At 64.3% G+C, this 20,620-nt stretch carries 20 protein-coding genes and 1 riboswitch; of the genes, 16 read left to right on the top strand and 4 right to left on the bottom strand.

Going from position 1 to position 20,620, the window contains the following annotated elements; genetic code table 11:
- Together groES and ACWGS8_RS27765 are read right to left on the bottom strand one after the other, a co-directional pair.
- A partial coding sequence (groES, locus tag ACWGS8_RS27760) for a co-chaperone GroES (protein ID WP_454583923.1) occupies positions 1 to 285 on the bottom strand: 285 nt, incomplete at its 3' end.
- A gap of 177 nt (positions 286 to 462) precedes the next feature.
- Positions 463 to 1,089: a TetR family transcriptional regulator gene (locus tag ACWGS8_RS27765; protein WP_454583924.1), complete on the bottom strand. Its 627-nt coding sequence runs from the start codon at positions 1,087 to 1,089 to the stop codon at positions 463 to 465.
- Between the two features lie 124 nt (positions 1,090 to 1,213).
- Between ACWGS8_RS27765 and ACWGS8_RS27770 the strand changes: the two genes are divergently transcribed.
- The 5 genes from ACWGS8_RS27770 (at position 1,214) to ACWGS8_RS27790 (ending at position 6,429) form a co-directional block, all read left to right on the top strand.
- The gene (locus ACWGS8_RS27770; RefSeq protein WP_454583925.1) at positions 1,214 to 2,401 is read left to right on the top strand and encodes an MFS transporter; all 1,188 of its coding nucleotides are present in this window, start codon (positions 1,214 to 1,216) and stop codon (positions 2,399 to 2,401) included.
- A 5-nt stretch (positions 2,402 to 2,406) separates the two neighbouring features.
- On the top strand, positions 2,407 to 3,708 hold the full coding sequence (locus tag ACWGS8_RS27775; RefSeq protein WP_454583926.1) for a D-arabinono-1,4-lactone oxidase: 1,302 nt from the start codon (positions 2,407 to 2,409) through the stop codon (positions 3,706 to 3,708).
- Complete coding sequence (locus tag ACWGS8_RS27780; RefSeq protein WP_454583927.1) at positions 3,705 to 4,850, top strand: alanine racemase; 1,146 nt, start codon at positions 3,705 to 3,707, stop codon at positions 4,848 to 4,850. The genes ACWGS8_RS27775 and ACWGS8_RS27780 overlap by 4 nt, the downstream gene beginning before the upstream one ends.
- Positions 4,851 to 4,911: 61 nt before the next feature.
- Positions 4,912 to 5,862: a bifunctional helix-turn-helix transcriptional regulator/GNAT family N-acetyltransferase gene (locus ACWGS8_RS27785; protein ID WP_454583928.1), complete on the top strand. Its 951-nt coding sequence runs from the start codon at positions 4,912 to 4,914 to the stop codon at positions 5,860 to 5,862.
- A gap of 252 nt (positions 5,863 to 6,114) precedes the next feature.
- Positions 6,115 to 6,429, top strand: coding sequence for an antibiotic biosynthesis monooxygenase family protein (locus ACWGS8_RS27790; protein ID WP_454583929.1), 315 nt, complete (start codon positions 6,115 to 6,117; stop codon positions 6,427 to 6,429).
- A 53-nt stretch (positions 6,430 to 6,482) separates the two neighbouring features.
- Here ACWGS8_RS27790 and ACWGS8_RS27795 read toward each other — a convergent pair whose 3' ends face one another.
- Positions 6,483 to 7,316, bottom strand: coding sequence for an AraC family transcriptional regulator (locus tag ACWGS8_RS27795; protein ID WP_454583930.1), 834 nt, complete (start codon positions 7,314 to 7,316; stop codon positions 6,483 to 6,485).
- 216 nt (positions 7,317 to 7,532) lie between these two features.
- Between ACWGS8_RS27795 and ACWGS8_RS27800 the strand changes: the two genes are divergently transcribed.
- From ACWGS8_RS27800 to ACWGS8_RS27815, 4 genes are all read left to right on the top strand, one after another.
- Positions 7,533 to 8,546 (top strand): LacI family DNA-binding transcriptional regulator, encoded by a 1,014-nt coding sequence (locus ACWGS8_RS27800; protein ID WP_454583931.1) that lies wholly within the window; start codon positions 7,533 to 7,535, stop codon positions 8,544 to 8,546.
- Positions 8,543 to 10,060 carry a sugar ABC transporter ATP-binding protein gene (locus ACWGS8_RS27805; protein WP_454583932.1) on the top strand — a complete coding sequence of 506 codons (1,518 nt, stop codon included), beginning with the start codon at positions 8,543 to 8,545 and terminating at the stop codon, positions 10,058 to 10,060. Before ACWGS8_RS27800 ends, ACWGS8_RS27805 begins: the two co-directional genes overlap by 4 nt.
- Complete coding sequence (locus ACWGS8_RS27810) at positions 10,060 to 11,115, top strand: ABC transporter permease (protein WP_454583933.1); 1,056 nt, start codon at positions 10,060 to 10,062, stop codon at positions 11,113 to 11,115. Before ACWGS8_RS27805 ends, ACWGS8_RS27810 begins: the two co-directional genes overlap by 1 nt.
- Positions 11,116 to 11,186: 71 nt before the next feature.
- Complete coding sequence (locus ACWGS8_RS27815; RefSeq protein ID WP_454583934.1) at positions 11,187 to 12,176, top strand: substrate-binding domain-containing protein; 990 nt, start codon at positions 11,187 to 11,189, stop codon at positions 12,174 to 12,176.
- An 80-nt stretch (positions 12,177 to 12,256) separates the two neighbouring features.
- On the opposite strand, the gene ACWGS8_RS27820 is transcribed toward ACWGS8_RS27815, so the two are convergent.
- The gene (locus ACWGS8_RS27820) at positions 12,257 to 13,216 is read right to left on the bottom strand and encodes a DMT family transporter (protein WP_454583935.1); all 960 of its coding nucleotides are present in this window, start codon (positions 13,214 to 13,216) and stop codon (positions 12,257 to 12,259) included.
- A 161-nt stretch (positions 13,217 to 13,377) separates the two neighbouring features.
- Positions 13,378 to 13,584, top strand: a riboswitch (cobalamin riboswitch).
- A gap of 92 nt (positions 13,585 to 13,676) precedes the next feature.
- On the opposite strand from ACWGS8_RS27820, the gene ACWGS8_RS27825 reads away from it, so the two are divergent.
- From ACWGS8_RS27825 to ACWGS8_RS27855, 7 genes are all read left to right on the top strand, one after another.
- Complete coding sequence (locus tag ACWGS8_RS27825; RefSeq protein ID WP_454583936.1) at positions 13,677 to 14,075, top strand: DUF1636 family protein; 399 nt, start codon at positions 13,677 to 13,679, stop codon at positions 14,073 to 14,075.
- Entirely contained in the window at positions 14,072 to 14,860 is a 789-nt protein-coding gene (locus ACWGS8_RS27830; RefSeq protein WP_454583937.1) for an ABC transporter ATP-binding protein, read from the top strand. Before ACWGS8_RS27825 ends, ACWGS8_RS27830 begins: the two co-directional genes overlap by 4 nt.
- A gap of 47 nt (positions 14,861 to 14,907) precedes the next feature.
- The gene (locus ACWGS8_RS27835) at positions 14,908 to 15,855 is read left to right on the top strand and encodes an ABC transporter substrate-binding protein (RefSeq protein ID WP_454583938.1); all 948 of its coding nucleotides are present in this window, start codon (positions 14,908 to 14,910) and stop codon (positions 15,853 to 15,855) included.
- On the top strand, positions 15,855 to 16,904 hold the full coding sequence (locus ACWGS8_RS27840) for a FecCD family ABC transporter permease (RefSeq protein ID WP_454583939.1): 1,050 nt from the start codon (positions 15,855 to 15,857) through the stop codon (positions 16,902 to 16,904). Before ACWGS8_RS27835 ends, ACWGS8_RS27840 begins: the two co-directional genes overlap by 1 nt.
- A gap of 156 nt (positions 16,905 to 17,060) precedes the next feature.
- Positions 17,061 to 17,534 carry a MarR family winged helix-turn-helix transcriptional regulator gene (locus ACWGS8_RS27845; RefSeq protein WP_454584168.1) on the top strand — a complete coding sequence of 158 codons (474 nt, stop codon included), beginning with the start codon at positions 17,061 to 17,063 and terminating at the stop codon, positions 17,532 to 17,534.
- A complete protein-coding gene (locus tag ACWGS8_RS27850) occupies positions 17,531 to 18,709 on the top strand; it encodes an HlyD family secretion protein (protein ID WP_454583940.1) in 1,179 nt (392 codons plus the stop codon). The genes ACWGS8_RS27845 and ACWGS8_RS27850 overlap by 4 nt, the downstream gene beginning before the upstream one ends.
- A gap of 311 nt (positions 18,710 to 19,020) precedes the next feature.
- Positions 19,021 to 20,556: a DHA2 family efflux MFS transporter permease subunit gene (locus tag ACWGS8_RS27855; RefSeq protein ID WP_454583941.1), complete on the top strand. Its 1,536-nt coding sequence runs from the start codon at positions 19,021 to 19,023 to the stop codon at positions 20,554 to 20,556.
- Positions 20,557 to 20,620 lie beyond the last annotated feature (64 nt).

Consider the following 20,620-nt stretch of genomic DNA (forward strand, 5'->3'; position numbering starts at 1 on the left):
GCCCATGATGTCGGATTCCTTCATGATCAGAAGGTCTTCGCCATTGAGCTTGACTTCGGTGCCCGACCACTTGCCGAACAGGATGCGGTCGCCAGCCTTGACGTCCAGGGGGACCAGCTTGCCGCTTTCGTCTCGCGCGCCGGAGCCGACGGCGATGATCTCGCCCTCCTGCGGCTTTTCCTTTGCCGTATCCGGGATGATGATCCCGCCGGCGGTCTTGGATTCGGATTCGACCCGGCGAACGACCACGCGGTCATGAAGCGGGCGGAACTTCGACTTTGCCATTTTTTCTTCCTCGAATGAGAACGGTGAGAAACAGTTCCTCCGTCCGGCGAAACCGGACACATAGTTAGCACTCACCAAGGGCGAGTGCTAACGTGGCGCTGAAATAGGCCGCCGACCTGTGAGAGTCAAGGCGCGCGGCAGCCTCGAAAGATGGTAATTTTTTCCACGGATTGGGGCCTACAGAAACAGCCGCAACTGGGTGTGGATGATCGAGCGGTAATCCTCGATCGTCCGGCGGCTTTCCGCTTCGCCCTCGGCGAGCGCCAGGCGCACCACGCCACCGGCGAGCTGGAAGATCAACAGAACCATGCGTTCGAACTGCTCATGCTTGCCCGGCTCGATCAAGGCGGTGACATGGTCGCAGAACATCCTGGCCTGATGCCGGGTTTCGGCGATGTCGAGATTCTTCAGCGCCTTGTCGGCCTGGATAGCGTTCTGCAGGTCCTGGATGGCCGGATCGCCGGCGACGCGGCCGAGGTAGTCGTCAAGCAACCGGTCGGCAGCGGCAATGACGTCCTTGGCTTCGCGGACATCGGCGAGGATATCAGTCAATCGCGCGCGGCTCAGTTCCGAGAACCGCTCATAGAGCATCGCCAGGATCGCCGACTTGTTGGGGAAGTAGTGATAGACGGTGGCGATCGGCCCGCCCGCCAACGCGCCGACTTCCTTCATGGTGACGGCGTCAATGCCCTTCTCGCCGATCAGCCGCATGGTCGTCGACAGGATGGCGTCGATGCGCTCGCGGCTGCGCTCCTGCTTGGGCTTGCGCCTCGGTTCGGTCGCTGTTCGCCTTCCTTCCACCATGCACCGGTCTTTCGCACGAATTGCCAAATTCTGGTTGACAAAAAATATGATCAAGTATCAGTTTCTGAAATGCTGACAGATTGTCAGCTTTTTTGCCGTGCGGCAAGGACGTTGGGAGGCGCCTTTGACTTCGACAAGTGCCGGCCATGCTGCCGGCGGCGACTGGCTGGTCGGCAACCCGACTGGCGGGCAGCTTGCCTCGGCGCTGTGGATCGGATCGGTCGGCCTGCTCATACTCGGCCTGCAGCCAGTGCTGCTCGGCGCGCTCTATACAGAGGGCCATGTCAGCGGCGACGAACTGGCGTTGGTCGCCACCGCCGAGATGATCGCCATTGCCGTCGGTTCGGCAATCGTGGCGATGCTGCTTTCGGCCCGCAACATGCGCTGGAAGAGTGCGGTGCTGCTGCTGCTGCTGGCGCTGGCGAATGTCTGGACGGCCTATGCCGCCGGCGCCAATACGCTGATGGCGGCACGCGCCTTGGCCGGCCTTGCCGAAGGCGGGCTGGTCGCGGTCGCCACCGAATTGATCGCTCGTTCGCGGCGCGCCGAGCGCATCGGCGGCTTTTTCGTCACCATGCAGACGCTGGCGCAGTGTGCGCTTGCCCTGCTGCTGGCGCTCTATGTCATCCCGGCGGCCGGATCGGCTGGCGGCTTCCTCGTTCTCGCGGTCGTCTGCGTCCTGTCGCTCGTCGTCGCCTTCATCGTCCCTGGTGACTATGCCGACCTGCCGAAGGAAGAAAATCTGGCCAATGTGCTGACGGTTCCCTCGATCACCGCGCTGCTGTCGGTCTTCTGCTACTTCATGTTCTTCGGTGCGGTCTGGGCCTTTCTGGAGCCGCTTGGCGCACAATTCGGCATCGACGGCCGCACCGTCGGCCTGATCGTCTCGGCCAGCCTCGCGGTGCAGGTCTCGGGGGCGATGATGGCGACCGCGTTCGAAGCGCGCATCGATTACCGCATTGCCATCACGGTCATTGGCACCGTCGCGCTTGTCGCCTCGCTCGTGCTGGCCAGCGGACCTGCCCTCACCACCTTCTGGGTCGCCGCGCTGGTCATGGGTTTCATCCTCCTGTTCATCGTGCCCTACCAGATCCGGTTGGCGATCACGGCCGATGACACCCGCACCGCCGTGCTCTTGGTGCCGGCCGCGCAGCTCTTCGGCCTGGCGATCGGGCCGGTTGCGGCGTCGCTGCTCATCGACGGCAAGGATTTCCGCCCGGTTCCGGAATTCGCCGCCGGCAGTGCCTTGGCCAGTGTGCTGTTGCTCGGCCTGTTCGTCCTCGTGGCGCGGCGTCGCCAGGTTGTTGCGTGAGTGCCATGTCGAACATCTGGAGCAACTGGTCCGGTTTTGTCACCGCCGCGCCGCGGCTGATAGCGAGCCCCGCCGATGCTGGCGAAATTGGTGATCTCGTTCGCACCGCACCCGGCCCGGTCCGTGTCGCCGGTGCCGGTCACTCCTTCACCCCGCTGGTGAAATCCGAGGGCACGATCCTGTCTCTGGAAAAGCTGGAAGGGCTGGTCTCGCATGACCCGCAAAAGCATCAGGCACGCGTGAAGGCAGGGACCCGGCTTGGTCCGCTCATGCACATCCTGGAGGGCATCGGCCAGGGCCTGCCCAATATGGGCGACATCGACCGCCAGGCGATCGGCGGCGCGATGGGAACCGCCACCCATGGCTCGGGGCCGACGCTCGGCGCCTATCATACGCAATTGGAGACGGTGCAGATCGTCGACGGGCTTGGCAAGGTTCGCGACTTCACCAGGGCAGGGGATCAGGACATGATCCACGCCATCGGCGTCGCGCTCGGTGCGTTCGGTGTCTTGAGCGAAGTGACGCTGAACAACATCGCGACCTACCGGCTGCGCCGCCGCAAATGGGTGCTGCCGATCGGCGACATGCTTCGCGACTTCGAAAAGATGATGACCGCGCACCGCTCGGCCGAATTCTACTACATTCCGTTTTCCGGCCATGCGCAGTTCATCGCCAGCGACTTCAGCACCGAGGCGACCACCACGCGCCCGACCGACGATGATGAAGGCTCCTTGCGCACGCTGCGCCGGTTGCGCACCGGGCTCGCCTGGCTGCCGTCACTGCGTCGCCGGCTGATCCTCGGTGCCGTCGCGAAAGTGCCCGCTGAGGACTATGTGCAGGACTGGCTCAACGTCTATGCCAGCGACCGGCAGACCAAGTTCAACGAGATGGAATATCACCTTCCGTTCGAGGAGGGGCCGAAGGCGTTGGCCGAGATCATCGAGCTGACCGAAAAGCGCTTTCCCGAAGTCTATTTCCCAATGGAGGTGCGCAGCGTCGCGCCCGACCAGTTCTGGCTCTCGCCCTTCTACAACAGGCCGACATGTTCGATCGCCATCCACCATGATGCGGCGAGCGATCCGCTGCCGTTCATGCAAGCGGCAGAACCGATCTTCCGCAGATATGGCGGCAGGCCGCATTGGGGCAAGATGCACAGCCTGAAGGCGGCGGATTTCAAGAAGCTGTATCCCCGTTGGGACGACGCCATGGCGGTGCGCCGCGACATCGATCCGCAGAACCGCTTCGTCTCGCCCTACATGGCCGGCCTGTTCGGCATTGAACCCAGTCCTTTTGGCATCGAACGATGAGCGCCTATTTCGCCGCGCTCTCCGCAGCACTGAAAACCGCCGGCATCTTCCGGCCCTGTCTGTTACTCGACCTCGACCGGCTGGATGGCAACATTGCCTTGGTCAAAGCCAGGCTTGATCCCAGCCTTGCGGTGCGGCTGGTCGACAAGTCGCTCGCTTGCCTGCCGCTGCTTTCGCACATCGGCAAGGCGCTTGGAACCGACCGCTTCATGACTTTCCATCCGCCGATCAGCGCGGCGGTGCTGGCGGCGTTTCCCGATGCGGGTCTCCTGTACGGCAAGCCGATGCCGGTCGGCGCGGCAAGGGCGGCGCTGGTGAAGGGTGGCGCCGACTGGTCGCGTGTCTGCTGGCTGATCGACAGTGGCGAAAGGCTGGCTGAATATGGCGCTCTCGCGACCGAACTCGATCTCGAACTGCGCATCGCCTTCGAGATCGATGTCGGGCTGCATCGCGGCGGCTTCGCCAGCCTGGAGGACCTGTCGAAAGCATTAAGCGCGCTGGCAGCCCACAAACGGCTGCGTTGCGAAGGCGTCATGGCCTATGAGGCGCATGCACCGCACATTCCCGGCCTGTTCGGCGGGCCGGCCAAGGCGTTGGCGCAGGCCGCGGAGCGGGCCGCCGCTTTCGTGGCGCGCCTCGGTCCGGACCAGCGCCGCATCCTGAACATTGGCGGCAGCAAGACCGCGCTGCTGCATCATGGCGGCATGGCCAATGAAGTGTCGATGGGGTCGGCCTTCGTGCTGCCCAGCGATTTCGACACAGCCGGCCTCGACGGCTTCCAGCCGGCCGTCTTCATCGCGACGCCGATCCTGAAAGTGGTCGAGCCGATGCTGCCGGGTCCGCCGGCCGTTTCCCGCCTGCTGCAGGCACTCGGCCGGTTTCCGCGCAAGGGCTGCTACCTCTATGGCGGCAAGTGGATGGCCGAGCCGGTCTTTCCCGAAGGCATGAAGACGAATGGCCTGCTCGGCCCGTCCTCCAACCAGCAATTCATGGGCCTGCCCGCGGACAGCGTCGCCAGGTCGGGCGATTACGCGTTCCTGCGGCCGACGCAGAGCGAGGCCGTGCTGCAGCAATTCGGGCCGATCGCCGTGCTTTCCCAGGGCAGAATCGTCGATCGCTGGCCGGTGTTGCCGATGATGTGATCACGTCATATAATTGACTCCGTCAAGTAAATGGTTGATCCTGTAAAGACAGGAGATACCCATGACGATTCACCATCAGCCCAGCAACGAAGCGCCCAACAAGGCGCTGATCGATGCGGTGCGGGCTTTCAACCGCTTCTACACCCGCCAGATCGGCCTGCTCGACGAGGGGCTGTTGAAAAGCGCCTTCTCGCTGACCGAGGCGCGTGTGCTCTACGAACTGGCGCACCGCGACGGCCTGACCGCGACCGACCTCGGGCGCGATCTCGGTCTCGACGCCGGCTATGTCAGCCGTCTGCTGAAGAAGTTCGAACGCCTTGACCTCATCTCCAGGTCGACGCTGGTTTCGGATGCCAGGCAATCCTCGATTGCGCTGACGCCGGCGGGCAGGAATGCCTTCGCGCCGCTGAACAAGGATTCGCACGATCAGGTCGCGGCGCTGCTCGATCGGCTGGCTGCTTCGGAGCAGGACCGGCTGGTGAAGTCCATGCGGACGATCCAGGCCCTGCTGGACGAAAGCGCCGAGCCGAAAATCCCCTATCTGCTGCGGCCGCTGCAGATCGGTGACATCGGCTGGATCACCCGCCGGCAAGGGATGCTCTACGCGCAGGATTATGGCTGGGATGAAACCTACGAGGCGCTGGTCGCCGAAATCCTTGCCGCGTTCGTCAAATCCTTCGACCCGAAATGGGAGCGCAGCTGGATCGCCGAGCGCGATGGCGAGGTCGTCGGTTCGGTCTTCGTCGTGCGCAAGTCGCCCGAGGTGGCGAAGCTCAGGTTGCTTTATGTCGAGCCTTCGGCACGCGGCCTTGGCATCGGCGCGCGCCTGGTCGACGAGTGCATCGCCTTCGCGCGAGCCAAGGGCTACAAGACGCTGACGCTTTGGACCAACGATATACTGGGCTCGGCCCGCCGCATCTATCAGGCGGCGGGCTTCAAGCTGATCGATGAAGAGCGCCACCATTCCTTCGGCAAGGATCTGGTCGGGCAGACCTGGGATCTCGACCTCTAGCGAACGCCGTCCGGCATCCCACGATGCACGGGTTGTTGGCGCCTTGGGTCGATGATATGAAACGCGGGTCGAAAAGGACCCTGGAGCGGCATATGGTAAGCCCGCTCCCTTCCACAAGCTGGAAGCTCCGTTCCCATCCAATATGGGAACCCACGGCAAGCCCACGGCGTGCTTTTACGCCCGGCTTGGCGTTCGGGGTCTTCGCTGATCGGCGTTCCTTCGTTTGCCAGGCGCCAACGAAGGAGAAGCAAAATGCCCATCATTCGCGCCGACACCGGCGTCATCATCCAGATCAATGTCTTCACCGTGCCCGAAGGCGGACAGCAGGCGCTGATCGACTTGCTGCAGGAGGCGGCAATAAGTTGCCGCGGCATTGCCGGCTGGATGTCCGCCAGCCTGCACCGAAGTCTCGACGGCACGCGGATCGTCAACTACGCCCAGGCCCGGGATCAGGCGGCCATGCAGCGGGTCTTCGAGCATCTGCGCAGCAACGGTTTTCTCGACCGCAACCGGGCCTTGGGTCAGGCTCATCCCGGCCTCTATGAGGTCGCTCTCACCGTGGAGTAGGCGAAGCGGCGGACCGCACCTTGGCCCATGCCAAGGTGCGGTCTGCTCGATACCTAGGACTTGACCGGTATCCAGATCTCCAGCCCGCCATTGCCGCTGCGCGGATCGAACTCCGGGCCATAGCGCTCGAATTCCGGCGCGTCCGCTATCTCGTGCCCGGAGGCCGGCAGCCACTTGTTCCAGATCGTGTTGACTGTACGGCGGATGGTTGAAATGTGCTCGCGGTGCGAAAACACCGCGTATTTCTGCGCCGGTATGCGCACGCGGCTGAATTCCCCGGGAAGGTCGGAAAAGTCCGTGACCTCGACACCGGCGATGTAGTCGAAATTGCCGGCATCGTCGCCGTTGACGCAGACGCCATAGGCGACGTCGCCGGTCTCGCCCGGAATGTTGCCGATAAAGGGGCCGAAGCGCTGCCATTGCATCGGAATGCCGGCGCTGGTCTCGCAGTTGTAGCGTTCGCCCAGCCCCGCGATCAGGAACGGCCGGCTGGTCTCGAAGCGCGGTGGCTCGAGGTTGGCAAGAAAGGACTGGTCCATCAGGATCGGCTTCACGAGGTCGAGGGTCTTGGTCGAGCCTTGCGCGCGCACCAGTTCCGGCGTCGTGCCGAACTGGTCGCGGAAGGCCCGGGTGAAGGCCTCATGCGAGTTGTAGCCGGCATCGAGCGCCACCGAGAGGATGTCGGGCGCCCCGTCGGCCAGCCTGCGCGCCGCCTCGGTCAGCCGGCGGGCGCGCATATAGCCCATGACGGAGCGGCCGGTGGCGGCGCCGAAGGCGCGCGTCACATGAAAGCGCGACACGCCGCTGCTTGCCGCGACATCGTCGAGTGTAACAGCCTCCGGCAGATGGCTTTCGACAAACCACAGTGCTTTCTCGGTCGGGTTCATGACTTCTCGCATTTGGCCGGACCATCTTGCCGCTTTCTTGCGTGGCAATTTGATCGAAATTGCGCCGCGCACGAATTTGGTCGGACAAAGTCATCGAATCGATTGCGCAAACGTTTCGATGGCACTATCATCACTCGAAATCCGCCAAAGCCAATGAGAGCGGACTGGAACGCATCATCAGGGAGGAGCGCTTGCCAGCACTCCATTTGAGTCGCCATGCCGACAATGGCTGAGGTCGCGCGCCGCGTCGGCGTATCGGTCTCGACCGTCTCGCATGTGATCAACCGCACCCGCTTTGTCTCGCCGGAGAAGGCGCGGCTCATCAATGACGCGATCGCCGCGATGGGCTACCAGCCCAACGAGCTGGCGCGGTCGCTGAAAGTGGCCTCGACCAACAGCGTCGGCCTCGCGATCTCGGCGATTTCCAACCCCTATTTCACCGACATCATCTGCGCGGTGGAGGCCGAATGCGCGCGCCTCGGCCTCATGGTCTTCCTCTCCGACACGCAGGAAGACCCCGACCGCGAGCTTTCGGTGGTGCGCGCCTTCCACCAGCGTCGCGTCGACGGTGTCATCCTGGCGCCGTCGGGCGCGCCGCAGCGCGCCATCGACTACCTGGCCGAGAAGAAGCTGCCCTGCGTGCTCATCGACCGTTTCGCCGACGACCGTTTCGACCAGATCGGCGTCGAGAACCAGTCGTCGATGCGTTCGCTGATCGATCATGTCGCCGCCTTCGGCCACAAGCGCATCGGCTACATCGCCGGCCAGCCGGGCCTGGCGACGACCCGCGAACGCGTCGAGGCCTTTCGCGCCTCGCTGACCGCCAATGGACTCGAATGCCTGCCGCACTATGTCTCGCCGGAGAATGTCGACACGGCGAGTGCGACGGTATCGACCCATGCGATCCTGTCCCTGCCGTCGCCGCCCAGCGCATTGGTCACGGGCAACAACATGACGACGATCGGGGCAGTCCGCGCCATTCGCGAAAGGGGTCTCTCCATCCCTGGCGACCTTTCGCTTGCCGGCTTCGACGACTTCGAATGGGCCGATTGCTTCGAGCCGCGGCTGACGCTGGTCGCGCAACCCTGCACCGAGATCGGACGGCAGGCGGCCGCCTTGCTGTGCACCCGCATTGCATCGACCGGCCTGGAACCGCAGGCGGTGCGGCTACAGGCGGCGCTGCAGGTGCGGGAGTCCTGCGCGAGGCCGGCCGCCACGAGGTCAACATGAGCGCGCCGCTGCTGTCCGTCACCGGCGCCGTCAAGCGCTTCGGCGGCGTCCAGGCGCTGCGCGGCGTCGACTTCGACCTCAAGGCGGGCGAGATCCATGCCCTGCTTGGCGAAAACGGCGCCGGTAAATCGACGCTGATGAACCTGTTGTCGGGCGTCTACGCGCCGGACGAGGGCACCATCCACATCGACGGCAAGCAGGTCACCTTCAACAACCCGCGCGAGGCGCAGGCGGCCGGCATCGCCACCATCTTCCAGGAGCTCGACCTGGTGCCGACGCTCGATGTGTCGGCCAACCTTTTCCTTGGCCGCGAACTGATGCGGCCGGGCGGCCTCCTCGACGTGCCGGCGATGCGCAGCGAGGCCCGCAAGCGGCTCGAAGCCATCGAATTGGCTATCGACCCGGCCAGCATGGTGGCGAACCTGTCGATCGGCCAGCGCCAGGTCGTGGCGATCGTCAAGGCGCTGTCCTACGCCTCGCGCGTGCTGATCATGGACGAGCCGACGGCGGCACTTACGGTAGGTGAGGTCGACAGGCTGTTCGACATCATGCGCAAACTCGCCGCCAGCGGCGTCGGCATCGTCTACATCTCGCATCGCCTGGAAGAGGTGCCGCAGATCGCCGACCGGGTGACGGTGATGCGCGACGGCCGCGTCGCCGGCGTTACCGAGCCACACGCGCCGCAGGCCGAACTGGTCCGGCTTCTGGTCGGCCGGCCGCTGGACGAGCTTTATCCCGAACGGTCGACGAAGGCCGGCAAGACATTGCTCAGCTTGCGCAATGCCAGCTTCAGGCTCGCCCATGAAAGCGCCGGCTGGCAGCCGCCGAGCGGTGTCTCGCTCGACGTCAAGGCGGGCGAGATCGTCGGGCTGGCCGGCATCATGGGGGCAGGGCGCACCGAACTGCTCAGCGCGCTCTATGGCACCGGCCTGTCCGGCCGTTGGGAAGGCGAGGTTGCCATAGACGGCCGGCCTGTAAGGCTGGATTCGATCAGGGCGGCCCGCGCGGCCGGCATCGCCTTCGTCACGGACGACCGGCGCGGCAGCGGGCTGATGCTCAGAATGGCGGTGGGGCTCAACCTGGTCATGTCGGTGATCCGCCGCATCTCGCCCTTCGGCCTGATGTCGCAGCGCCGCCAGGCGGATGCGGTGAAGCAGTCCTTCGGCCAGTTCGATATCAGGCCGAAGAATCCCGACATCGCCGTCGGCGCGCTGTCCGGCGGCAACCAGCAGAAGGTGGTGCTGGCCAAGGAAATCCTCGGCAATCCCCGGCTGCTGCTGCTCGACGAGCCGACGCGCGGCGTCGATGTCGGTGCCAAGGGCGAGATTTACGCGCGGCTGAGGCAGTTGGCGGCGCAGGGGCTCGGCATACTGGTCGCGTCCAGTGAGATGCCGGAGCTCATCGGCCTGTGCGACCGGATCGTGGTGCTGCGCGAAGGGCGCAACGTGGCGGAATTCATCGGCGGCGTCGACGAGCACACGGTGCTTGACGCGGCAAATGGCAGGGAGGCCTGATGTCTGAACAGAAGATTTCGGTGACGGCGAGCCCGGCGGTGCCGGCGGCATCGCCAAGGCATCGCGATCCGCTCGCTTTGGTGGTGCGCTTCCAGAGCCTGATCGGCCTGGTCGTGGTGGCGATCGGCGGCATCATCTTCTCGCCGCGCCGGCATGGCCAGATCCTGTTCCTCGATCCCGACAACATCGCCAACATCGTGCGCGCCGTGTCGGAGACCGGCATCATCGCCATCGGCATGACCTTCGTCATCATCACCGCCGGCATCGACCTGTCGGTGGGCGCGGTGCTCGGCCTGTCCAGCGTCGTCACCGCATCGATGATGATCTCGGGCGGCTTCGGTCTCATTCCCACCATCCTCGCCGTGCTGGTCATGGGCATCGTCTTCGGCGCCATCCAGGGCACCATCTCCACTCGCTTTCGGCTGGAACCGTTCATCGTCACGCTCGCCGGCTTGCAGGCGGCGCGCGGCCTGGCGCTGGTCGTCTCGGGCAACCAGTACATCAACATTTCCTACGGCGACGGGCCGGGCCTGGCTCCGCCAGTGTTCGCGATCCTCGGCGAGCGGCTGTTCAACAACACCGTGCCGGTCGCCACCATCGTCTTCATTGTCTTTGCCGCGATCGCCACCATCGTGCTCAACACCACGCGTTTCGGCCGATATGTCTTTGCCGTCGGCGGCAATGAGCGCGCGGCGCGCATTTCCGGCGTGCCCGTCTCGATGGTGAAGATCTCGGTCTATGCCATCACCGGCTTTGCCTCGGCTCTGGCCGGCATCGTGCATGCCGGCCAGTTCAATTTCGGCAGCGCCAATGACGGCATGGGCTACGAGCTCACCGCGATCGCCGCCGTTGTCATCGGCGGCACCAGCCTGTTCGGTGGCGCCGGCTCGATGGTCGGCACCGTTGCCGGCACCATCATGCTGGGCGCGCTCGCCAACATCCTGCAGCTCAACAACATCACGCCCGCCATGCAGTTGCTCGCGACCGCCGCGATCATCGTGCTGGCGGCAGTGCTTCAATCCCTCGTCCGCCGCCGCGAGGGTTTGGGTCGTTAGGAGGAAGACGGCAGCAAAGTCGACGTCAAACCAAGGTCTGGCCCCCCGGCCCGACGAGGAGGAGAGTGAGTATGAAAACCATGAGACAAGGAACGAGGCGCGCATTTCATGTCGTGCTTCTGGCGGGCGCCGGCCTGTGCATCGCGGGAGCCGCCCAGGCCGCCGACCCGATGGTCAAGGCCTGCGCCAAGGACGGCCAGTTCATCATCGGCTTTTCGCAGGCCAACAATGCCGAGCCTTACCGCCAGCATGTCAATGACGAGCTGACAGCGGCGGCCAAGGAAGTGCCGGGCTTCACGCTGCAGATCGCCGACGGCGCCGGCAACGTCAACACGCAGACCTCGCAGGTCGACAATTTCATCACCCAGAAGGTCGATCTGCTGCTGATCTCGCCCTTCGAGGCAGCGCCGCTGACGCCTGCGGTGAAACGCGCCATGGATGCCGGCATCCCGGTCATCGAGCTCGACCGCAAGACGGTCGGCGATCCCGGCAAGGACTACACCGCCTTCATCGGGGGCGACAATTACAAGATCGCACTCGAGGCCGGCAAATACACCGCCAAGACCTTGCTGCCGGACGGCGGCGAGACGGCGGTGCTGGAAGGCCTGCCGAGCTCGACGCCGGCGGTCGAGCGGCTGAACGGCTTCAAGGACGGCGTCAAGGAGAACGCCAAGATCCAGGTCGTCGCCGAGCAGGCCGCCGACTGGGTGCCGGACAAAGCCCAGACCGCCTTCGCCGCCATGCTGCAGGCGCATCCCGACATCAAGGTGCTCTATGCCTCCAACGACATGATGGCGGCTGGTGCGCTGCTCGCCGCCAAGGGTGCTGGCAAGCAGGTCAAGATCATCGGCACAGATGGCCTGCCCGGGCCGGCCGGCGGCATAGAGGCCGTTGCCAAGGGCGACTGGGCAGCGACCTTCACCTATCCTACGGGTGCCAAGGAGGCGATCGACATGTCGAAGAAGATCCTGCTCGACTGCGCGACCTCGGTGGAACCGACGGTGACGGTGGAAACGACCGCGATCACAGCGGAGAATGCCAAGCAGTTGATGGGGAAGTGAGGGGCGGAGAACCTACCGCCATGCTTGATGTGCAAGGCCCCGGGAGGGGCCTTGTTCGTTTGGGGGGCTGCCGAGGATTTCTACGTCACGCGCGGTTGAACTGACCTGGGTTTGACCACGGTAGCGAGTGTGATGCCGGCGACAATGAACGCCGCACCGATCAGATCGTAATCGTGGAGATCCTCGCCGAGCAGCAGATAGGCAAGCATGGCGACGAACACCGTCTGCAGGTAGAGCAGCATGCTCGCCCGACTCGCGCCGAGTGTTTCCACACTTTTGTTGTAGAGATAGTACATCAAGGCGCCGCCGGGTCCTGCCAGATAGGCGAGCGCGAGAACGCTGTGGACGTCCATGGCGGAGCGTGCGTCGTTGAACAATTCCCACAGATGGAAAGGCAACGCGACCAGCGCACCGGCGCCGAGCAGCAGCACGACCATCGGCAGGAGTTCGATGCCGAATTTGGCACGGCGCAAAAGCACGGTGTACAGGGCCCAGCAGAACGCGCTGCCGACGATCCAGAGCTCGCCAGTGTTGAACTTGAGTTGCAGCAGCGCCGTCAGATTCCCGTGGGCAACGATGAAAATCATTCCGGCGAGCGCAACCAGCGCGCCAAGCGACTTCCACAGTCCGAGCGGTTCGCCAAGCACGAAACGCGCGAGCACCATCGTCATGACAGGCGAAAGCGCCATGATGATGCCGGCCGTGGTGGCGTTGGTGTCGTTGAGGCCATGGTAGATCATACCCTGGCATAGCGTGAGGCCGATCGCCCCCACGGCGACGACCTCCAAGGCGCGGGTTCGCAAAAGCCCGATCATCGCGTCGTGATGACGGTGCACAATCGGCAGCAGGATGGCGCAAGCAAGCGTCAGCCGCCAAAAGCAGAGGCCCCAGGGCGGCATTTCAGGCGCCACCCATTTGGCCGCGATATAGACACCAGCCGAAAGCAGCCAGCACAGGATGGCGGCCGGATAACCGGTCAAGGAGGACATGGGGCCGACTGCGGGTTGCGCGGCTTGATGCGCTATCGGCATTGCCTGCATGTCCTGTCCTCCCTTCGACGTCTGCCGACGGGGGCAGCATAGCCTGCGTCGGTGGGTCTTGACATTGCGGAAAATATCTTTTCAAAGGTAATGTTATTACATATCGAGCAAGACTGCGATGGCATCAAGAAAAGAATCGTTGCGATGTGCCGGGGGCAAATCTACGATGACCCGGTGATGGTCCCCGCGCTGAAAGGCAAGGGGTGAAAAGGGAACACGGTGAGGCCCGCAAAAGGTCGAGACCGTGGCTGCCCCCGCAACTGTAAGCGGTGAGCAAGATCCGACACGCCACTGGCCGGCAAGGCTGGGAAGGCAGGATTGAGCTGAGACCCGCCAGCCAGGAGACCTGCCATCAGCTGAGTTGACCGGACGGGGTGTGCCGGGAGGAGACGTGGACGTCGGTCTTGTCGGCCGGCTCGCCAACATCCTTCCGTCGCCAGTTTTGGAAAGTGACGGAAAGTTGGACGGCGCCATCGATCATCGCATCATCGTGTGCACGCTTTGCCGTGACATCCCGACCGGGGTCAGGTCGGGCGAAAGCCTGTGCGCGGATTTGCGGTCCCGGCTCGCGGCCTATCATGAACCCGCCGTGGCGCACGGCTTCACGGTCGAAGGCGTCGAATGCATGGCGGGCTGCGCGCGGCCGCTGACGGTGGCCTTCCAGGCACCGGGCAAGGCTTCCTATCTCTTCGGCTCCATCGACGCCGAGGCCGACGCCGGGGATCTCGTGCGATTTGCCAGGCTTTACGCCTCGCTCGCCGACGGCTGGTGCAATTCCGGACAGCGTCCGCCGCGGCTGGCCGGCAAGACGCTGGCCCGCATTCCCGGACCGGCCAAGTTTGCGGGCAACAGCCGATGACAACGCCACTCCTCGAAGCCCGCGACCTCTGCGCGATGGCGAATGGCCGCGATCTGGTCCACGCGGTCAGCCTGTCGGTGGCCTCGGGCGATCGCCTTGCCATTATCGGTCCCAATGGCGCCGGCAAGACCACGCTGCTGCGCATGCTGTCGGGCATGCTCAGGCCAAGTGCGGGCGAGGTTAAGCTTGGCGGGCGCCGCCTGGACCGGATCTCGACCGCCGAGCGGGCCCTGCACATCGCCGTCGTCGGCCAGACCGACCAGCCGGATCCGCGGCTGGCGGTGATCGACTATGTCGAGCTTGGCCGCGTCCCGCATGCCGGCCTGAGACACAGGAGCGAGGAGCGCGACATCGTCGTCGACGCGTTGCGCCGGACCGGCCTGTTGCCGCTGCTTGGCCGCACCATCGGCTCGCTGTCGGGCGGCGAACGCCAGCGCGCCCAGCTGGCGCGCGCCATCGCGCAGCAACCGAAAGTGTTGTTCCTCGACGAGCCGACCAACCATCTCGATCCGCGCGCCCGAGGCGAGCTGCTCGAACTGGTGGCCGGCTTCGGCATGACGGTGATCGCGGTGCTGCACGATCTGGCTTTGGTGGCACCCTTCGCCACCAGGGTCGCGGTGATGAGCCAAGCGCGGCTGCATGCGCTGGCCGCGCCGCGCGAGGCGCTGACCCAACAGCTGATCCGCGAGATTTTCGGGGTCGACGTGTTTCGCCTGCGCCATCCGACCGAGGACCGCGAACTGACGGTGTTCGATGTTCCAAACCGCGCCGCACCGCCGTCCTGATCGAACCCATCCCCCGTCCGATACCTTTCAACCAAGGAGCAAAATCCGTGAAACGTCTCGCACTGTCGCTGGTCTTCTCGCTGCTGGCCTCGACAGCCTTCGCTTTCCCGGTCACCGTCGACAGCTGCGGCAAGCCGCTGACCTTCGACGCGCCGCCCAAGCGCGCCGTCATCCATGACCTCAACATGGCCGAGATGGCCTTCGCGCTGAAGCTGCAGCCGTCGATCGTCGGCCTGACCGGCATCACCGGATGGTACAAGGTCGGCCCCGAATTCAAGGCCGAGCAGGGTTCCATCCCGGAACTGGCGCCCAAATACCCGACGCTGGAAAACCTCGTCGCCGTCGAGCCCGATTTCTTCTTCGCCGGCTGGTACTATGGCATGAAGCCGGGCGGCGACGTGACGCCCGACACGCTCGCCCCGCACGGCATCAAGACGCTGGTGCTGAGCGAAAGCTGCGTCCACCTCGACAAGACCAGGCCTGCAGCCTCGATGGACCTGCTCTATGGCGACGTCGAAAAGCTGGGCAAAATCTTTGGCAAGGACGCCGAAGCCGAAAAGCTTGTCTCCGGCTGGAAGGCGCAATTGGCAGACATCACGGCGAAAGTCGGCGACCGAAAGGGGACGCGGGTTTTCCTCTATGACTCAGGCGATGACAAGCCGTTCACCGCCGGAAAATTCGCCATTCCGAGCGCCGTGATATCAGCTGCCGGCGGCGACAACATCATGACGGACATGGACACCAGCTGGGGCAATACGGACTGGGAAACCGTGGCGTCGCGCAATCCGCAATTCCTCATCCTGCTCGATTACCAGGATGGCGGCGGCTACAAGAAACTGCTCGATTTCTTGAAGGCGCATCCGGCGATGAAAGAGACGGACGCGGTCAAGAACGAGCGCTTCGTGGCGCTCCGCTATGCCGAACTGACGCCCGGGCCGGCAAACATCGAGGCGATCGGCAAGATCGCCAAGGCGATGCATCCGGAAGCGTTCTGATGCTTCTTGCCCCCGGGCATAAATCCGGTGCGCTTTCAGGGCACAAGGCATTCGCGCTGGCAATAGTGGCGGGCACGGTGGCGGTCGTCGCCCTCGTGCTGCTGTCGATCGCATATGGTTCGACGCTGATCCCGCTGACCGACGTCATCGCCTCGCTTGGCCATGCCGTCGGGTTGAACGAGCACCAGCCATCTGGCCCGGTCGGCAAGATCGTCGTCGATCTCAGGCTGCCACGCACGATCCTGGCGGTCTGTGTCGGCGGCGGCCTCGGCATAACAGGCGCCTTGCTGCAGACGGTGACCCGCAACGATCTCGCCGATCCCTTCCTGTTCGGCCTGTCGTCGGGGGCGGCCGCCGGCGCTGTTTCCGTCATCACCGTCTTCGGCGACAGTTTCGGCATCTGGACCTTGCCGGTCGCCGCCTTCACCGGCGGCATACTGGCCGCCTGCATCGTCCTGCTTCTAGTCGCGCGGGTGAGGGGGCAGGGACCGGAACGGCTGATCCTCGCCGGCCTTGCCGTCTCCTTCCTGTTCACCGCCCTGACCAACTACCTGGTCTTTGCCGGCGACCAGCGCGCCGCCCATTCGGTGCTGTTCTGGACGATGGGCGGGCTCGGTCTTGCGCGCTGGGACAATGTCTGGCTGGGCGCCTTGGGCGCCGGCACGATCGCGGCCTACGGTCTGTGGAACCATCGCAGGCTCGACGCCTTCCTGGCCGGTGAAAGTGCCGCCGAGAGCCTCGGCGTGCCGGTGGCGCGGATGCGCAGGACGACGTTTCTCGTCGCCGCCTTCTCGACGGCAGTTCTCGTCTCGGTCGCCGGCGTCATCGGCTTTGTCGGGCTTATGATCCCGCATCTGTCACGCCCGCTGGCCGGTCCCTTGCATCTGCGCTTGATCGCCAGCTGTGCGCTGTTCGGTGCGGTGCTCTTGCTGGCAAGTGATCTTCTGGCGCGTACCCTGCTGCTGCCGCAGGAACTGCCGATCGGCATCATCACCAGTTCGCTTGGCGCCTTCTTCGTCGTCACGCTGGTCGTGAGAGACCGGCTGTAAAAACGGCGGGTTCCACCTGTCCGGCCGTCTTCCAGGGACGAGGGCGTTCACCAATCACTAACCAAGATCGCGTTGCACGACCTCTATGCACATTTGCCGGCTTTTGTCGCGACGGGGCATCTTGAATAGTAAGCACGCTTATTATATATGTCGCTCATGGTTTCTGATGGCATAGACAGGCTGGGATTTCTGATCCATGACGTGCAGCGTCTGATGCGCAAGCGTTTTGAGACGCGCGCCAGCGGGCTCGGCCTGTCGTCGGCGCAATGGCGCCTGATGGTGCGTGTCGCCAAGGAAGAGGGCGTTACCCAGGCCCGGCTCGCGGAATTGCTCGAAATCGAGCCGATAAGTGTCTCGCGCCTCGTCGACCGGATGGAAGAAGGTGGCTGGATCGAACGCCGCGCCGACGCCGCCGACCGCCGCGTGCGCATGATCTTCCCGACCGCCAAGGCGAGTGCGGCCTACGCCGAGGTCAAGAGTCTGGCCGGCGAAGTCTATGAGGAATCGCTTGTCGGCGTTTCGCCGGAGGACCGTCGTATCCTGATCGGGGCGCTCGATGCGATGGCGCAGAATCTCGCCGACGGCGATACGTCGGAAAAAGTCGAGCCTACGAAAGGCGCAGTAGCATGAACGCGGTAGCCAAAGTCAACGAAAACGCAGCCAAGGTGGAGATGGAAGCGCCGGCCCAGCCGGCTGCGGCTCCTGTCGCGGTTGCTCCCCCCGTGGAGCCGGTCCCGGCGCCGAAGAAGAAGCGCCGCACGGGCCGCTTCTTCCTGATGCTTGTCTTGCCGGCGGCGCTGGTCATCGGTGGCGGCTATGTCTGGGTGACCGGCGGACGCTACCAGGAGACGGAGAACGCCAATCTGCAGCAGGCCAAGGTGTCGATCGCCTCGGACACGGCCGGCCGCATCGTCCAGGTTGCCATAACAGACCATCAGATGGTCAAGCAGGGCGACCTTCTGTTCACCATCGATCCGGAGCCTTACCGCATCGCGCTCGCCCAGGCCGACGCCGCGGTTGCCGCCGCGCGCCTCAATGTCGAGCAGCTGCGCGCCGCCTACAGCCAGTCGATGGCGCAGGAGAAGTCCGCCAGCAGCGAGGTCGACTATGCGCAGTCGCAGTACGACCGCGCCGCCGATCTCGCGCAGAAGGGCATCAACGCGAAATCGTCGCTGGATCAGGCCCGCAACGACCTCGACAAGGCAAAGCAGCAGGTCGCAATGGCCCAGCAGGGTATCATCAGCGCCAAGGCCGCGCTCGGCGGCAACCCCGACATCGAAACCGACAAGCATCCGACCGTGATGGCCGCGCTCGCCGCGCGCGACAAGGCCGCCTACGACCTGGCGCGGACCACGGTGAAGGCGCCCGCCGATGGCGTCGTCTCCCAGGCCTCGTCCTTCAAGGTCGGCCAGTTCGTCGGCTCCGGCACGCCGCTGTTTTCGCTGGTCGAGACCGACGACACCTGGATCGATGCCAATTTCAAGGAAACCCAGCTCACCAACATGAAGCCGGGCCAGAAGGCCGAGATCGTCGTCGACACCTATCCGGGCAAGACGTTCGAGGCGACGGTCAAGGCGATCGGCGCGGGAACGGGTGCTGAATTCTCGCTGCTGCCCGCCCAGAACGCCACCGGCAACTGGGTCAAGGTCACGCAACGCATCCCGGTGCGCCTGGAACTGGCCGATGCCGACGCCAGGATGGCGCTGCGGACCGGCATGAGCGCCTCGGTCACGGTCGATACCGGCGTTGCCCGCGGCCTTCCCGCCATATTTGGCCACGCCACGGCTGGCGAGGTCGCGCAGTAAAGTCGGCGGAAGTCCGCGGCGGCCAGGCGGGTGGACGCGGACAGCCAAGGATTGGTCTGAGGGAGGCGTGAGAAGGATCAGCGTTTGGCTCAAGCCGTGTCGCGGCCAGGCCGAAATCTGAAATCTTCGACACGGACCCTTCGGTCCTCATGTTTCCGGGCGGCAGGCATCCGCTCATCAGAGACTTTCGGTCGATGTAACCCCCACATCGATAATCGCGTCCCACCGCGATGAAGGTCTCTCATCGGAAGGCTTTGCCGCCCGGAAACCCCTGTGTACACGTTTTTGTTACCTGCTGGAAGTTCCGCATCATGAGCACGCCAGAGCCATTTCGAGAAGTGCCGCATCGCGGCCTGATCACGGTCGCCCTCATGCTGGCGACGGTGATGCAGGCGCTCGACACCACCATCGCCAATGTCGCGCTGCCGACCATGGCAGGCGATCTCGGCGCCTCTCCGGACAACATCAACTGGGTGCTCACCTCCTACATCGTCGCCGCCGCCATCATGACGCCGGTCACCGGGTGGCTCGCCGACCGCTTTGGCCGCAAGGAATTGTTCCTGACCGCGGTGGTCGGCTTCACCATCTTCTCCATGCTGTGCGGCCTGGCATGGAGCCTTGAAACCATTGTGCTGTTCCGGCTGATGCAAGGCGTGTTCGGCGCCGCCATCGTGCCGCTGTCGCAGACCTTCCTGCTCGACATCAATCCCAAGGAGCGCCACGGCCAGGCAATGGCCATCTGGGGCGCCGGCATCATGCTGGGACCGATTCTGGGCCCGACGCTGGGCGGCTGGCTGACCGACAATTTCAACTGGCGCTGGGTGTTCTTCATCAACCTGCCGGTCGGCATCGTCGCTTTCCTTGGCATGGCCGCCTATCTGCCGGCCGTCGCCCGGCGCGTGCGCAGCTTCGATTTCTTCGGCTTTGCCATGATATCGCTCGGCGTCGGCGCGCTGCAGCTGATGCTGGATCGCGGCGGCGAGGTCGACTGGTTTTCCTCGGTCGAGATATGGATCGAACTCGGCCTGGCGATCACCGGCTTCTGGGTGTTCATCATTCACACAGTGACGGCGGAACATCCCTTCATCGATCCGAAGATCTTCCTCGACCAGAATTTCGTGACCGGGCTGGCGTTCATCTTCGTCATGGGTGTGCTCATTCTTGCCTCGATGTCGCTGCTGCCACCAATGCTGTCGACCATCTTCGGCTACCCGACGATCACCATCGGCATCGTCATCGGCCCGCGCGGTGTCGGCACGATGATTTCGATGCTCGTCGTCGGGCGGCTCATGGGCAAGATCGACGCCAGGATCCTCGTCGTCATCGGCTTCCTCCTGACCGCCCAGTCGCTCTACACCATGGCGAGCTTCACCCCGCAGATGGACAACTGGCTGATCATCAGCTCCGGCGTGATCCAGGGCCTGGGCATGGGAATGGTGTTCGTGCCGCTGTCGACGGTCGCCTTCGCCACGCTCGACGCACGCTACCGCACCGATGCAACCTCGTTGTTCAGCCTAGTGCGCAATCTTGGCTCGTCGATCGGCGTCTCGGTCGTGACGGTGCTCCTGGTGCGCAACACCCAGATCAACCACGCCGAGCTTTCGGCCTTCATCAACCCGTTCAATCCCAATCTCTGGGCGGTCTCGCCGGCGGCGGCGGGCGGCGATCCGATGGCGCTGTCGATGGTCGATCGCATGGTCAATCTCCAGGCCATGATGATCTCCTACGTCAACGACTTCAAAATACTGATGGTAATGACGTTGGCCGCCATCCCGTTCGTCTTCCTGCTGCGCAAGCCGAAGGCTGCGCCGGCCGGCGGCGGCGCGCCTGCGGCGCATATGGACTGAGCCGGCGGGAGGTGCGCCGGCCGTATGGACTGGGATTGGCGCGCCGGTTGGTGCTGGCGCGTAG

It is taken from the genome of Mesorhizobium sp. 43Arga, from assembly GCF_053714255.1.

What these genes read in the sequence shown, in the direction of transcription:
- ACWGS8_RS27830 (WP_454583937.1), top strand. Translation starts at nt 14,072, where the DNA reads ATGACAACGCCACTCCTCGAAGCCCGCGACCTCTGCGCGATGGCGAAT.
- ACWGS8_RS27790 (WP_454583929.1), top strand. Translation starts at nt 6,115, where the DNA reads ATGCCCATCATTCGCGCCGACACCGGCGTCATCATCCAGATCAATGTC.
- ACWGS8_RS27810 (WP_454583933.1), top strand. Translation starts at nt 10,060, where the DNA reads ATGTCTGAACAGAAGATTTCGGTGACGGCGAGCCCGGCGGTGCCGGCG.
- ACWGS8_RS27850 (WP_454583940.1), top strand. Translation starts at nt 17,531, where the DNA reads ATGAACGCGGTAGCCAAAGTCAACGAAAACGCAGCCAAGGTGGAGATG.
- ACWGS8_RS27795 (WP_454583930.1), bottom strand. Translation starts at nt 7,316, where the DNA reads ATGAACCCGACCGAGAAAGCACTGTGGTTTGTCGAAAGCCATCTGCCG.
- ACWGS8_RS27780 (WP_454583927.1), top strand. Translation starts at nt 3,705, where the DNA reads ATGAGCGCCTATTTCGCCGCGCTCTCCGCAGCACTGAAAACCGCCGGC.
- ACWGS8_RS27800 (WP_454583931.1), top strand. Translation starts at nt 7,533, where the DNA reads ATGCCGACAATGGCTGAGGTCGCGCGCCGCGTCGGCGTATCGGTCTCG.
- ACWGS8_RS27820 (WP_454583935.1), bottom strand. Translation starts at nt 13,216, where the DNA reads ATGCAGGCAATGCCGATAGCGCATCAAGCCGCGCAACCCGCAGTCGGC.
- ACWGS8_RS27805 (WP_454583932.1), top strand. Translation starts at nt 8,543, where the DNA reads ATGAGCGCGCCGCTGCTGTCCGTCACCGGCGCCGTCAAGCGCTTCGGC.
- ACWGS8_RS27845 (WP_454584168.1), top strand. Translation starts at nt 17,061, where the DNA reads ATGGTTTCTGATGGCATAGACAGGCTGGGATTTCTGATCCATGACGTG.
- ACWGS8_RS27815 (WP_454583934.1), top strand. Translation starts at nt 11,187, where the DNA reads ATGAAAACCATGAGACAAGGAACGAGGCGCGCATTTCATGTCGTGCTT.
- ACWGS8_RS27775 (WP_454583926.1), top strand. Translation starts at nt 2,407, where the DNA reads ATGTCGAACATCTGGAGCAACTGGTCCGGTTTTGTCACCGCCGCGCCG.
- ACWGS8_RS27855 (WP_454583941.1), top strand. Translation starts at nt 19,021, where the DNA reads ATGAGCACGCCAGAGCCATTTCGAGAAGTGCCGCATCGCGGCCTGATC.
- ACWGS8_RS27765 (WP_454583924.1), bottom strand. Translation starts at nt 1,089, where the DNA reads ATGGTGGAAGGAAGGCGAACAGCGACCGAACCGAGGCGCAAGCCCAAG.
- ACWGS8_RS27840 (WP_454583939.1), top strand. Translation starts at nt 15,855, where the DNA reads ATGCTTCTTGCCCCCGGGCATAAATCCGGTGCGCTTTCAGGGCACAAG.
- ACWGS8_RS27785 (WP_454583928.1), top strand. Translation starts at nt 4,912, where the DNA reads ATGACGATTCACCATCAGCCCAGCAACGAAGCGCCCAACAAGGCGCTG.